Origin of the sequence: Arachnia propionica, from assembly GCF_003932785.1 — a bacterium.
In the GTDB taxonomy this organism is placed as follows: Bacteria; Actinomycetota; Actinomycetes; order Propionibacteriales; family Propionibacteriaceae; genus Arachnia; species Arachnia propionica_B.
Genome location: NZ_RQYT01000060.1, coordinates 1 through 13,614 on the forward strand (window position 1 = coordinate 1; position 13,614 = coordinate 13,614).

Below are 13,614 nucleotides of genomic sequence, written 5' to 3' on the forward strand. Positions count from 1 at the left end.
GTCGCACGCAGAGTACGGCAGATGGCCTCGACCCCGAAACGGTCACGGTGTTCGTCGATGAACCGGATCATCTCGTCGTGGGGCGGTCGAGTTCCCTGGCGAAAAAAGCCGACGCGGCCTTGAGGATCTCATTGGCCCGGCGGGCTTCGGCAAGTTCCCGCTTGAGACGCTTGTTCTGCTCCTCCAAGGACTCGGCCACAGGCGTTGCTTCTGCCTCGGGGCCGTATCGGTTGCACCACAACCGCAACGTCTCCGTGTTGACGCCGACCTGCGGGGCGATGGCCCGGATCGAACGCGAACGCGGACCTCCCTCGACCGCTTGACGTTCCAGAACCAACCGGACCGCGGGCTGTACTTCTTGGGCATGTTCCAATTCTCCTTCAACTGGATCGGAACCAAACCCAGGACGGTTCAACGTCCCGCCCGTCGAGCTCGAGAACACGTTCTATGCTGTACACGGCGACCACAGCCTGCTGGTCGGAATCAAATAGGGAAAACCTCCAGCAAACCCAATGCCCATTACTCTAAGGTGCACAAGTGGGTTGTGATTTAACACAGCCAGACCGGGCCGAGTGACAAGAACACATCCATCGGGACACTAAGAGGGTGCGCGGATAGGTGCGTGTTGGGGATGTGGGGCAGGCACGAACACTGGTAGAAGGGTTCTAGCCAATCCTCTACTACCGAAGGAGTGTTCGTGCCTGCTGTCCCATCATGCATCATCAACCCGTTGTGGGACCAGTTCTCCGCGCTGATCCCACAACGGGTCGAGACTCATCCCCTGCAGTGCCACCGGCCCCGGATCCCGGACCGGGTCATCTTCGACAAACTCATCCAGGTCGTGGTGCTGGGCGTCAGCTACAACAAGATCGCTGACTCCTCCTGCTCAGCCACCACACTACGCAGCCGCCGTGATGAATGGATCCGGCTGGGAATCTTCACCCGCCTGGAAGCCATCGCCCGTGACGGCTACGACACGATGGTCGGCCTTGACCTGGAACACCTCCTGATCGACGGCTGCATCGTCAAGGCACCCTGCGGAGGCGAGGCCGCTGGACGTTCCCCGGTGGATCGAGGGAAACAAGGCACCAAACGCTCCCTGCTCACCGACGGTGCGGGGATCCCGTTGGGAGTCGTGGTCGCCCCAGCGAACCGACACGATTCCCCACTGTTACGCCCCACCCTGGAGTGTCTCAGCCGTCTCGATCTCGGCCTGGGAGCAGGACTACCCGAGACGATCACAGTCCATCTGGATGCCGGTTACGACTCCCAGGTCACCCGAGCCCTCCTTGAAGAGTTCGGCTGCCACGCAGTGATCAGCCCACGCGGGACCCCACTGGAGAGCGGGAAACGCTGGCCCGTCGAACGAACCCACTCCTGGCACAACCACGGATTCAAGAAACTCGCCCACTGCACCGAACGCCGCATCGAAGTCATCAACGCCTTCATCGCCCTGGCCAACACGATCATCATCATCCGCCAACTCCGCCACCACGCCTGGCTCACCCACCGCTGGGACACCCGCCCCACCCGCAGACCCTAACCCCCTATCCGCGCACCCTCTAACATGGCAACGGGCCGACTACCTGATAGGTGTTGACAAGCGATCATTTGGATGGTATACTGGATTTGTCTAAACATAATCAACCCATTCAGCGTCGATGGGGGAGGTCATGAAAAATACTATTGCTGACAATCAATCATCAGCACATGGTTCATTATGCCTCAGAGCAAGACAAGACATCTTATTCTCAGAAGTTCAAGGAGGAGTGCTTGTTCAATGGGGAGACCGTGGTTTCATCGTAAAGGGAAAATCTGCCTACAAGTGGGTGGCTAATTTATTGCCTAAACTTGATGGCAGTGTCAGTCTTGCTGAACTCGTAAGTGAGCTAGATGACCAACGAGCTTCTCTCGTAGAACAGCTGGTAGGAAGCTTAGTGTCTCGTGGGGCTGTCAGGGAAACGCCAAAATCGGATAAGATCACTCAAGCCGGTTTGGATGGTCAGTTGGCCTACATTGCCCATTATGCCATGGATCCAGTAGCTGGCCTAAAAGCACTCCAGGCCTGTTCAGTCACCGTCCACGGAGAAGGACACGTCGCGGAAGCCTGTGCCGCGGGGTTAATTGCTAACGGATTTACTCAAATCTGGTGTTCTGGGACGGTGGCATCAGCATTGATGGTGGTCAGAGAAATAGAACGCGCCAAAATAAATGGGCGGGTTGCAGTGAAAGTCGGTCCGGGTGCCTCGGAGAGTAACAAAATGGAGCTGGCTATATACGCAGATCTCGCCCTTTCGCCGAATGACCTACTTAGCAAGCTGCACGAATCCGTTAGTGCCGGAAAAATTGCTATCCCGCTAATCCTTGATTGTTCGCGAGCACTAATCGGGCCCGTCATCTCAAACGAATCGGTAGGGCTGACTTACGATGCTTGGGAGAGGTACCTTGCGGCAGCAGATCCCGAAACAGAAGCTGCGTTCCGCCGACGCTGGTTGAGAGGAGATTCCCAGTTGCCAGTACCTGGTAGCAGGCTCTCGCGAAGTTTGCTTGGCAACCTGCTTGCTTTTGAGGCATTCAAACACGTATCGGGAATCGGAGCCGAGACAGAGCAAGGTCTCGTGATATTTGACCTTGAAACTACAATTGGAGTTGCGGAAGACATTGTCCCGCTGCCGCATGCTTTGGCTACTCATGATGCACTAAATGTGCCAACAACGAACTTATGGCAAGAAATGCACACCGCAGACGATGCGGAAAGAAGTACAGGTGGCAATTCGGCGGAAACAACCTCGGGGAGGAAATCGGAATGGAAAAACTTGATCAGTCACTATACGGGGATAGTCTCAGACTATGCTGATTATGAAATAGTGCAGTCGCCGCTCAAGATTGGCTGCTTGCGGTATGCGAATCCGTGGTCGGTCTCTGATCGACGGGTAGTCTGGGGGTGGTCGCGAGACTCTCTTGCTATGGCCCGAGAGGAAGCTTTTCTGAAACTTGCGGAGATTTACTCTATCGATGCCGCAGCGCATCTCATGCCGAACTTGATTAAGGGATTTTATGCTCGATCAGGAAAACCGTTAGAGATGTCGAAAGAATTGCTTATGGAATACTCGAATTCGAGTAAAGTTGATCTGACGGTATCGGGATGGAATTTACGAGAGGCCTACATGCGGGCGATGTCCCGTTTGTATTCAGTCACAGCTCTCCGCAAGGTCAGTGAAGGAAAGAGTGAAACGGCGTTCCGATTCGAATTCGATATGAGCGACGAGAGTACTAGTTTCCTGGTGGGCGTCGCTAAGCAATATGGATTAAAAGTCTCCGGAGTGGCCCACGTGCACAGGACTGGCAGAGTCTCGGTGATTGTCAATGGTTATTGCAGCGGCACTGATAACGCTGTGAAACTTGACAAAACTTCAGTGGCGACACTGGACGATCCAAACAGGAGTGCTGCTGAGGCTCTAACGGAGATGCTGGCGCACGTTCAGGCTTCTAATGACATTGACCTTCGAAGTGATACGGATGAATCAGTTAAGGTACCTGGAGAAGTTCTATCTCGAGTGCAGGAAAACTCTGACTTTAGAGCTTTTGCGTCAGATAAGTTAAACCATCTGTCCAGAATTTGTGCGGACTCAAGTCTAGAAAGAGTGGCAATATTTCCAATGACTCCTGAGGACATTTGGACGCGTGCAGGTGTTTCGGTTCTTCGTGTGATAGGACTCCCAGATGATGAGAATTAATAAAATTATGGAGGTGGAGACGAGTGAGATGACTAAAGAACTTGAAACCCTGGAGGCGGAGACATTTGAAATCGAAGAGATTCCGGAACAAGATTTTGAACTGGCAGGACTCTGCAGTTGCAGCACGAGCACCAGCTCAACCTGTAGTTCCAGTACGAGCACCAGTAGTACCTGTGGGTGTAGTAGTTGCAGCTGCAGTTCTACCAGTAGTTAAAGCGTGCAACCGCCGAACGTTTAGGTGCCAACCGTTGCAAAGTGGATCTTGATGGAGGAAAGAAATGAGTTTAGTGAAAGAAATGCAGGAGTTAGAGGCTGAGACTTTTGAAATTCAAGAAATAGATGTCTCGAATGAAATTGAACTAGCTGCTGTCAGTTGCACATCATGTTCGAGTTGCTCCTGCGCCAGCACAACAAGCTGCAGCTGCAGCACGAGTAGCTGCTGTGGGTGCACATCATGCAGTACAGCGAGCACGAGCTAGTTGATTGTGACCGTCGTTCAACAAAACGCTCTTCAAGAGAGCATCGGATTAACCCTATTTCTTTAAGGAGATGCAAATGTCTGACGATACGGTAGCTTCTAACTTACAGGAGATTGAGGCCGAGACATTCGAAATCCAAGACGTTTCAGATGCTGATCTTCTGTTGGCGCCATCATCATGTACAAGTACGGCCAGCACTAGCTGTTGCAGCACTACGAGCTGCGCTCTCTGTAGCTGTATGAATCCTTGGAAGTGACTATCAGTGAGTAGTGCATTGATTGGCACGAAAGTGGGACTTATTAGATGACTAGTTGCAGCGACTGGTGCTATCAAGGTGAATCAGCTCAGGAAGATCAACGACCGGTCTCCCATTCATGCGATAACCAGAATCCTATTTCGAAACTAACCGGACCCGAGTCGAGAATTGCCAAACTGGTAAGATCCTATGGGCTGAAGATGCCGGCTGAGTCGAGGTTGTGGTGCTTGAACGCCATTGAAATGGCGGCAACTGAAAATCGTGACGTGCTTCCCTTCTTCCTCTCTAGAGATAAGTTGCTGGTCGCACCGCCTCCTAACAATAGAGTGAGCGGTTCTCATATGGGCTGCGCCGGCTGTCTAGCGCTTCGATGGCAGAAACTTCGGTCACAACCGGAAAGAGATCTACTCGAACGAGACGGAGGGAAGTTTGAGAGTATTGGTGTTAATCCAATGCATCAAACGGCCTATCTTGAAGCTACCGCTCTTCTAATGGTTGAGAGGGCTCTAACGGGAGAGGTACAACCGTCTGAACCACATGGTTTCTCTATGGTTCAGGTCCTAGCGTTAGACACGGGTTTGATGCAGCTCTATCCACTCGTACCAGACGCCCACTGTTGTTGTGCCGAAAGACCTGTTGATAGTGCTGAACTGGCTATCCTGAACCTGCAACCCAGAGAGATTATTTCGGATCGCTCTGCTCGGTGTAAATCTCTGGAAGAGATCGATTTGTCGTTTGATGCTTTGGCAAACCCTGTTTGTGGAGTCCTAGGTAAAGGTATGTTGCCCGACACCCTGTGTACCACCACGGCACCAGTTACTGGTTCCATGATGGTGCGAGGGTCTTGGATGCTGCATGATTTCTATTGGAGTGGACATGCAAACGACTATGCGTCCAGTGCCCGGGTTGCCCTTTTGGAAGGGTTGGAGAGACACGCGGGTCTCACACGGTGCCGTCAGAAATCCTTGAAACGAAGCTCGAGGAGAGCCCTAGCAGGTATTGGCACCTTGGATCCAAGGGATTGTGCTTTATATAACGAAGAATTTTATCGTCGCGAACCCTTTTTTGTTTCATATTCTGACGAGTTGGAGATGAACTGGGTCTGGGGTTTCTCTCTCCGGGACAAATCACCCTTACTGGTCCCCGAACGTTTGGTATATTATCTGGACCAAGATGTATCAAGCAATTTTGTTCAAGAGTGCTCAAATGGTTGTGCGGCAGGAGCAAATTTAGAGGAAGCGATCCTCTACGGTTTACTTGAGTTAATTGAACGAGATGCATTCTTGATCGGGTGGTATGGGGGAGCTCATTTGCCCGAAATTGAACCGGAATCAGTGCCGGACCAAGCTCTCCAATTCATGATGGCGCGTATGCGCTATATCGGATACGATGTCCGCTTATTCGATAACAGAATCGACTTCGATATTCCGGTAGTAACGGCCCTGGCCGTCAATAGAAATGAGGAGGCCCTAGGGCAAGTTGCTCTGGCTTCAGGGGCGTCCGTAAACCCGATTCAAGCAATATCGTCAGCGCTTTGTGAAATTGCCTCTTATATTCCTTCATTCACCAAGCGGGTTCATGCTGTGGAAGAGGAAGTTATAGAGATGTCCCGAGATTACGAAAGAGTTCGAGAGTTAGCGCACCACCCCTTATTGTTCGGATTGCCGTCCATGAAGCCGCAAGTGAGGTTACTGCTGGATAAATCTGATGCCTGTAGGTTTGACGAAGTCTATGCTGATTGGGAGATGCGTAAGCCAAAAACCCGCCTCCTGCTTGATCTACTCAATTACTGCTTGCAAAGGGTTTTTGATGCTGGTTATGATGTCATCATCGTGGAACAGACGAGTCCGGAGCAAGAGTTTTTTGGGCTCAGAAACGTTTGTGTCATCTGCCCTGGGCTGGTACCAATAGATTTCGGCTGGAATAAACAGAGAGTGCTGGGGATGCCGCGTGTTAAAGAAGCTTTGATAAAATCAGGCCTTAAATCTTGTCTCTTGGAAACAGGAGATATGCATCGAGTACCGCATCCATTTCCGTGATAGATTTTGCTTTGCGAGGAGATTCCGATGGCTTGTATTACTAAGGAGTATGTACGTCGAATTCTTGAACGTGGTCGTGAGCCGATGGAACCGACTAGTTACAAGGTTGACTGGAGTGACGCTCCAATCCGTCACAAGATCTATTTGGGAGTTCCTCGCTTGGACATTCCGGTATCTGGGGGAGAAATTGGTGCTTGGTGGTGGAATTTTGATATGCGCTTACGGGCGTCTTATGCTCCATTTGATCGACGTACACGTGTCACTGCAAACAACGGCGTGAGCCATCAACAAGAAGCTGCCGGCGCAGTCTATGCACGGGCGAGTACGTCTGGTGGAGGAATGTACCCGGTTGAACTGTATCTAGTGATCGGAGCCGATCTTGGGATACAGGCAGGAGTGTACCACTATTCCTCTGCGCACCACATGTTGGAGCAACTCATGTTAGGGGATTTCAGGAATAGAATATTGGGCGCTCTCCGCGGCCATACATATTCGCTACCAGGCGCCTACGTAGTTGCAACAGTAAGGTTTTGGAAAAATTCATTCAAATACGCTAGCTTCTGTTATCATGTTGTAACCACCGATATAGGCACTCTTTTTGGAAGCTGGCATGGGGTGGCTGGAGAGCGACCGGAGCTTCATCTATGGTTTGATGAAGCTGATCTGAACCAGTTGTTGGGGCTTAATTGGAGGGAAGAATCAGTTTTTGCTGTTGCCTCGTTAGGTTCTGTGAATAAAACTGCGATAAAGTCGGCCGAAAGTGTGACAGCGGGACAGCCTCCACAACGCGCTTCTGTTAATGTGGACTTCCTGGAGACTTCGAGAGTAGTTCGTACCTTCCCATGGAACATGGATGTCCAGCTTGAAATGATGAATGATACTAGATCGATGCCAGCAAAATGTCCCGAGCAAAGCTTGGTTCCTCCAAAAGGGAGGCGTTGGGCTCTGCCCTTCAGGGAGCGATTGTCAACAGTTCTGTGGAGGAGAACTGTGCAAAAACGTGAGTCTAGTTTTGGGCGGTTTGACGGTTCCACCGGCATGTCAAGGTCTCAGCTCAGCGCCCTACTAGTGTCGGCTCTTGGGCCGCGTTTGATTCGTTTTCCCTCACAAGAGGACAGCCTTCATCATTTTTTCCGTCTCTCGGTGTTCGCTACTCGCGTGGGGGATATTCCAGAAGGTGCATATCAATATGAACCCCAGTCACACAGCCTTTGCGAAGTTCCAGGACCGCCCCTGCACCCATTCTTGCAGTACTGTTATTACCTTAAGAATTACAACTTTGAGCAGGCGTCCGCGATTCTGGTGATCAGCGCTTGCCCCGGATCAGTTATAAGCAAGATTGGCCCCCGGGGTTACCGGTTAATGAATGCCGAACTAGGAGCAGCCCTTCAAAGGATTTATGTGCGCGCGGCATCCGAAGAGTTGGGGTGTGGTGCTGTTTATGGGTTTGAGAATGTAGCCATCAGAGAACGACTTCAAATGGAAGGTGAAGAGTGGCCTTTGGTCCTTGTCTTGGTGGGGCCCAACAAGCCAGGAAGTGCATTCTATCGTTACGTACTGCCGACGGAAGGATTGGAATGTGGTGAACACTAATAGTGATTTTGATTGTGATCTTTCGGTTCGGTATCCCGCGGAAGAAAGTGAAATATTTTTGTTCCGTAGGGGTGGCTTAGACTTTAACTTGCTCTCTTGTTTGAAAGTGCCGAGTTTGATAGCTTGGTCTGAGAGAGTCGAAGAACTTCGGGAGGATGAGAGACGAGCTCGGGATGCGTTTCAAGCTGTTCTTAAGAAGATCGTGGCAGAAACAACATCCGCATCTATTGCAAGGTCTGCGAAGAACCTCCGTAGAACAGTGAGGGCCGGTGGAACGTTAGATCGTGCTGGGTTGAATCTTTCACGACTGTGTGCGGCTTACCCGAACTTGGCGACGCATGTGGACGCGGTGGAGTCGTCTATCCTGAAACTCTCATCATATTTGGATCTAGGCGAAAGTGTTGCGGAACTACAGGTGCGGAGAGTGCGTGAAGAAATCCTACGCTTTGCAAAGGAGCCGCGTTTGCGGAAAGGAATTTTGCTCCAATCAAACGAATTGGATCACCATTTGGATAGGATTACAGGCGTCCCGAACCTAAGTGAAAAGAGGATGCGTAAAATCGAACAAACTATTTTGAAATATTTATATCGTGCAGCCGCTAAAACGAGTCCCTTCGGCACCCTAGGCGTGGTTGGTCTGGGTTCATTCGTCATGCAACCGCTGGATTCTCCCTCTTTAGTGGAGGTTGACCTATGCCAAGGCATTTCTTCTTCTGGTGAGATAAATTTGGCTCTGCTTGGGCACATTATCCATACTATTACCGAAACGGATGGGATGCTTATCGACGTACCCTTAGAGTTGAACAAGAGTGTGCTAAAGAGCGGCTTACGGTATCGCTACGTTCGTAGAAGTCGAGTTGGACCTACGGACAGCTACCAGATGGGACTATCTCCACGAAGTGAATCCGTTTTCTTTCTTGGGGCGGAAGGGATAATTCAGCGCGTTGTGCAACTCATGGGAGATGGGCGTAAATTGCAGGCACCCGATATTGTGAATGAATTGCTTTTCGATTCGGGTGTTACTGCCTCGGTAGATGAAATTCTTGATTATATTCGTGCGTTGGTGAAAGTTGGGTTTCTGGTGAGCCCCATATTTAGTGTTGATCTCGCCAATCCCCGACCAGCCACAGATTTCGCCCTTCGCCTTGCCAAGATTGGGTCTGTTTGGGCGCAGGCAGTATCAGAACATATCCTAAGTCTTCAGTCGTTGGTCAACGATTATGTAAATGCTGAATCAGATTCGCGCAGAATACTGGATGAACGTATGCGGGTGGAGGTTAGGGGGATAGAATCGGCTATTGGAGTCAGTTCAGAAATCAATCTGACTTCAATATGTTTCGAAGATGTCGCTGACCGTGGAACTGTTTGTAAAGTGGACAATGGGTGGTGGACTCATGAAGTGCTCCCTACCCTTGAGATCTGTGGTCGCTTTCTCAGTCTATTTGACCGTTCTGCCTCGATTCGATTGGCGCTCAAAGCATATTTTCTTGCACGTTACGGTGCAGGCGGAGTAGTGAGAGATGTAACTGGATTTCTGGATGAGTTTCGGCAGGATTGCTTCGAGGAACTTCAACGAGCATTGTTGAGACATAGAGACTACTCAGAGAACCTGACAGTTAATCCTTTGCCAAATTGGTTTGATTTGGATGATGTTAAATTTCTGGATGATTCGAAGCAAAGATTGCAACGTTTTCTCCAGGGCGCGGTAGATCAGTGTGGTCCAGAACCGTGGGTTCTTGAGCTAGACCGGAACTGGTTGAACGAGTTCTTACGAGATATGCCAGAGACAGCGCCTATACAACCCGATCCGAGGAGTTTTTTTCTCCAGATGGGTCTCCGTGGAAACAATCCATATGTTGTTATAAATAAATCCTATTGCGGCATGGGGTTGCAGTTCTCGAGATTTAGCAAATTGTTGGACAGTGTTGTCGACTACGAGGTGATTGATCGTGTGCGTTCTAGAAACACTCCATTTAGTGATTCGGTTTTGATGGCTGAATTGAGAGGAGGGATGGACACTACTAATCTGAATGCACATCCCCACCTTACTGGCTATGAGTTATTATGTCCGGGAGAAACCAGTGAAAGGCCAGTGAGTGAACAGATTGACCTCTGTTCCTTGGTTCTGAAGTATGACCCACATAAAGGCGTGATACTTTGGTCGGACGAACGTCGTGCACGGGTTGTACCGGTGTATCTTGGGTTCTTGCTGCCCTATCTACTGTCCCCTATACAGCAGGAGCTGCTACTGCTTTCACCGGTGAATATGGCAATGCCCAATTTCTTCGAGGGAGTGAAGGTGAATGGCTTTCGTTACCCTAGGCTGACAGTGGGCGGTGTAGTGTTGCAACGTCGAACTTGGCGATTTCCGAAGAAAGAGCTGCCCGACACGCATACCAATATGAAGGTTTCAGCTCGATATTTGCTTTGGAGAGATTGGAAGCGAGCTAATGGGATACCGGACCAAGTGTTTCTTCAGCCTCAAGCGGGTAGAAGTGTCGACGACGGTGAGGTGAATCGGGCGAGATTGAATGCTTCCACGAAACCATTGTTTGTCGACTTCGACTCGGAGATCTCGGTGCGGTTGTTTGACAGAGCTATTGCGAATTATTCTGATCCCATCGAGATAGTTGAAATGTTGCCGAACCCAAATGAGCTGCTTGTTGATCGAAGCAGCGGAAAGCGTTATGTAACGGAGTTTATCTGTGATATCAATCCCCCAAGGTCATGGTCAGGTATGTGTTAATCAATGAAGGCGATTTTCCCATGGGCTTCAACGAACAGTTAGGTTTTGGCGGGAGCTGGCATGCTTTTCATATTCACTATACTTCTAACCCCAATCCGCTTTTGGTGGAGTGTCTCAATCCGCTGATTTTGAAGCTTAGACAAGAACAGTTAGTGAACGACTACTTCTTCGTGAGGTACTGGCTCGAGGGTCCGCATGTTAGACTGAGGCTGAGAGCTTCCGTAGATGCTGCATCGCAAGCAATTGGTATGTTGGTTCATCGCAGTTGCAGTGAGTTCTTTCACCGTAGGCCGGCGGTTTACACCGTGGATTCAGAATTGACGCATGAATTATATCGCTCTATGTTTCTTGCGGAGTATTCTGCGGAGGAATGGGAGGCGCGTTATGGTTTAGATGGCCGTATGCCAATCCAGCCAAATAATACGGTTCAAGTAGCCACTTATTTGCCGGAGATTACCCGCTATGGCGGCCCCTGCGGAATTCGTTTGAGTGAATGGCATTTTCAAGAGTCCTCTAGAATAGTTCTTAATCTACTTTCTAGGGTGAATATGCATCTTAGGACTGTGACGTTTGGAATTGCCGCACAGATGATGGTGGTCATGGCCAGCGTGTTTATTCCAAGGCGTGAGTCCCTTCTTGATTTCTTCAATGGCTACGAGGAGTACTGGGCCCGACTGTATGTTGATTCCAGGGTTGATTGGCGAGGAAAGTATGAAAGGATGCTTTCCTCAGGGGATGGTAGTGTTCGGTCACAACTTCAACGTGTTTATGAGTTTGCGGTAGGGGAGCGTGACTTAGAAGTGTCGTTCTTAGTTGAGTGGCGGTCTCATTGCATTCAACTATATAGCCGGATAGTTGAGTTGACTTTTAAGGGAGAGCTTGTTTTTGAGGGCGGAGGGAGTGGATTGCCGGTTGTTGCTGACGACCCTGGACAATCGGCTCGAGTGCTACTGGGTAGTTATCTGCACATGCATAATAACCGGCTGGGTGTTACGCCCAATGATGAGGCGTACTTGGCCCACGTTGTTCGTCATAGTCTTAGAATATGAAGTTTCAAGGTCAGTAGGATGGTTGAGTCGGATTTTTGTGTCCCCGCCCGACGCGCACATCTCATTTTTGGGCCTGTTGTTTGGGACGGATGGCGACCTCGTCACCTTGTTGGTATACTGGGACTTTCAAAGATTTGGTCGCTTGGAACTCTGGAGTATGTTGTCCTCCAGCTACTTTCACGCCCGATGGACCTCAAGGGGCTCCAGGAAAATTGCGCTCAGCTGGGGTTTCCATTAGGTTGGCGACGTATCTTTGCCCTGATTCAAACTCTCGAGGGCAGTGGCCTATTGCAAGATTTTAGTCCTTCTGGAGCTTTTGTCGATTCACGTCGGCCTGGAACGACTATGTCGGTGGCTATTGGGCTTAAATCTAAGAGTTTGGCTAGTTCTTGGTATTTTCGTCGAGTTTGGGAGTGCTCGGACGTTGAAAGACGAATTCGTCGTACTATGGCTGTTTCCAAGTTTCTTTTTTCCCTCCCGGCTGTGTGCATGATTGTTCCTTTATTGTTCTTGTGCGTCTTGTCCATTTATGCTGAACATTCTGTGCTCTTTATGCAAGCCCAGTCGTCGTTGTTTCGCCCGGTCGATATGCTCATCGCTGGCATTGTTCTGACTTTTTCTATTCTGATTCATGAGTGGGGTCATGCCGTGGCGTGCATTCGATGGGGAGGGTGGGTGAGTCGTGCAGGACTCGGGTGGAGTTTCCCATTTTTTCTATCGGCTTTTGTTGAGGCACCTTCTTTCCGCCTGTTTGCCAGTTCTTGGCGGCGGGCTGGCGTTTGTTTTGCCGGGGTTTGGACTAGTTTAGTGCTGCTTGTTCCGGCAACTTCTTTGTGGTTGGCTCTTCGTTCTATAAATGCAATCGCGGAGCCGCTAGCCGTTATTTGCATAGGTTTGTTGGGTTCGGTGGTCTTTAATCTATTGCCTATTCCTCGGATAGACGGGTATCAGATCCTATGCCAAGCACTTGGTGTGCGGAATGTTTTTCGAGATGGAACTAGTGGATTGTTAATGTTGTTGACTAAGCGTGGTCGTCAACTCATTCGCGTCTACGATATGAATGTTTTTAAGAAGATTTTTTTGGTGATCTACGGTTTTTTATGTATTGCCACGCCTTTGTTGATTTTGAGTTCTCTTGCTTGGTGGTTGCTAAGGCAACTGTAGTTGTGTTTAGAATTGTGAAGTGAATGTTCTTGGGGCAAGGGGTAGTGTCATAGGTTCGTGGCAACCGCGGTGGTCAAAGGCAGGATGGACTGCTGCACGTTTCGTGGACACCGATGAATATTCTGGCTCCAATTCGAAGGCGTGAGGTAAAATTTGGTATCATGGCAGGAGCGAAGTGCAGTGAAGAGTTCAAGGAACAAATCGTGACGGAGGCGATCGAGAAATCAGGTTCGGTCAGTGAGGTCAAGAAAGCGTGCGGGCTGGTTCCCCAGACCGTGGGGAACTGCGTGAACAAGTGGCTTAGGACTCATCGAGACGGCGGCGGAATAGAACTCGCCTCAGCTGAGCTTGCAGAAGTGAAGAAGGTCAAGGCCGAATTGCGTGAAGCCCAGATGGAGATTGAGTTCCTGAAAAAGCAGCGGCCTTCTTCTCCCGGGAGTGCCGGTAGCCGTCAAGTACGTCGGCAGTGTCAAGTGGTGGAAGCAACGAGGAGTCGTTGGAAGGCTTCGCGTGGGGTGAGGTAGCCCAGTGTTGCTCGGGGGCGTTCATTG

9 protein-coding genes and 3 pseudogenes are annotated in these 13,614 nt (G+C 50.2%); 9 read left to right on the forward strand and 3 right to left on the reverse strand.

Annotation, left to right across the window (positions count from 1 at the left end; all coding sequences use genetic code 11):
- Positions 1 to 172, reverse strand: a pseudogene (locus EII35_RS16565) (IS3-like element IS3501 family transposase); the annotation flags it as partial.
- 36 nt (positions 173 to 208) lie between these two features.
- Positions 209 to 442, reverse strand: a pseudogene (locus EII35_RS16570) (hypothetical protein); the annotation flags it as partial.
- A gap of 255 nt (positions 443 to 697) precedes the next feature.
- Here EII35_RS16570 and EII35_RS14660 point away from each other — a divergent pair.
- Together EII35_RS14660 and EII35_RS14665 are read left to right on the forward strand one after the other, a co-directional pair.
- On the forward strand, positions 698 to 1,543 hold the full coding sequence (locus EII35_RS14660) for an IS5 family transposase (RefSeq protein WP_125229209.1): 846 nt from the start codon (positions 698 to 700) through the stop codon (positions 1,541 to 1,543).
- Between the two features lie 118 nt (positions 1,544 to 1,661).
- Positions 1,662 to 3,737, forward strand: coding sequence for a hypothetical protein (locus EII35_RS14665; RefSeq protein ID WP_125229210.1), 2,076 nt, complete (start codon positions 1,662 to 1,664; stop codon positions 3,735 to 3,737).
- Between the two features lie 328 nt (positions 3,738 to 4,065).
- Here the strand turns inward: EII35_RS14665 and EII35_RS16055 are convergent, their stop codons facing one another.
- Positions 4,066 to 4,209, reverse strand: coding sequence for a hypothetical protein (locus EII35_RS16055; RefSeq protein ID WP_185744374.1), 144 nt, complete (start codon positions 4,207 to 4,209; stop codon positions 4,066 to 4,068).
- 83 nt (positions 4,210 to 4,292) lie between these two features.
- Between EII35_RS16055 and EII35_RS16745 the strand changes: the two genes are divergently transcribed.
- The 7 genes and pseudogenes from EII35_RS16745 to EII35_RS16815 form a co-directional block, all read left to right on the forward strand.
- On the forward strand, positions 4,293 to 4,472 hold the full coding sequence (locus EII35_RS16745; protein ID WP_125229212.1) for a thiazolylpeptide-type bacteriocin: 180 nt from the start codon (positions 4,293 to 4,295) through the stop codon (positions 4,470 to 4,472).
- A 227-nt stretch (positions 4,473 to 4,699) separates the two neighbouring features.
- The gene (locus EII35_RS14685; RefSeq protein ID WP_185744375.1) at positions 4,700 to 6,511 is read left to right on the forward strand and encodes a TOMM precursor leader peptide-binding protein; all 1,812 of its coding nucleotides are present in this window, start codon (positions 4,700 to 4,702) and stop codon (positions 6,509 to 6,511) included.
- A gap of 27 nt (positions 6,512 to 6,538) precedes the next feature.
- Complete coding sequence (locus tag EII35_RS14690; RefSeq protein WP_125229214.1) at positions 6,539 to 8,104, forward strand: nitroreductase family protein; 1,566 nt, start codon at positions 6,539 to 6,541, stop codon at positions 8,102 to 8,104.
- A 424-nt stretch (positions 8,105 to 8,528) separates the two neighbouring features.
- A complete protein-coding gene (locus EII35_RS14695) occupies positions 8,529 to 10,850 on the forward strand; it encodes a lantibiotic dehydratase (protein WP_185744376.1) in 2,322 nt (773 codons plus the stop codon).
- Positions 10,844 to 11,899, forward strand: a complete 1,056-nt coding sequence (locus tag EII35_RS14700) for a lantibiotic dehydratase C-terminal domain-containing protein (RefSeq protein ID WP_185744377.1) — start codon at positions 10,844 to 10,846, stop codon at positions 11,897 to 11,899. The genes EII35_RS14695 and EII35_RS14700 overlap by 7 nt, the downstream gene beginning before the upstream one ends.
- Positions 11,900 to 12,085: 186 nt before the next feature.
- Complete coding sequence (locus EII35_RS14705; protein WP_125229217.1) at positions 12,086 to 13,063, forward strand: M50 family metallopeptidase; 978 nt, start codon at positions 12,086 to 12,088, stop codon at positions 13,061 to 13,063.
- 161 nt (positions 13,064 to 13,224) lie between these two features.
- A pseudogene (locus tag EII35_RS16815) lies at positions 13,225 to 13,443 on the forward strand (transposase); the annotation flags it as partial.
- Positions 13,444 to 13,614: the final 171 nt, after the last annotated feature.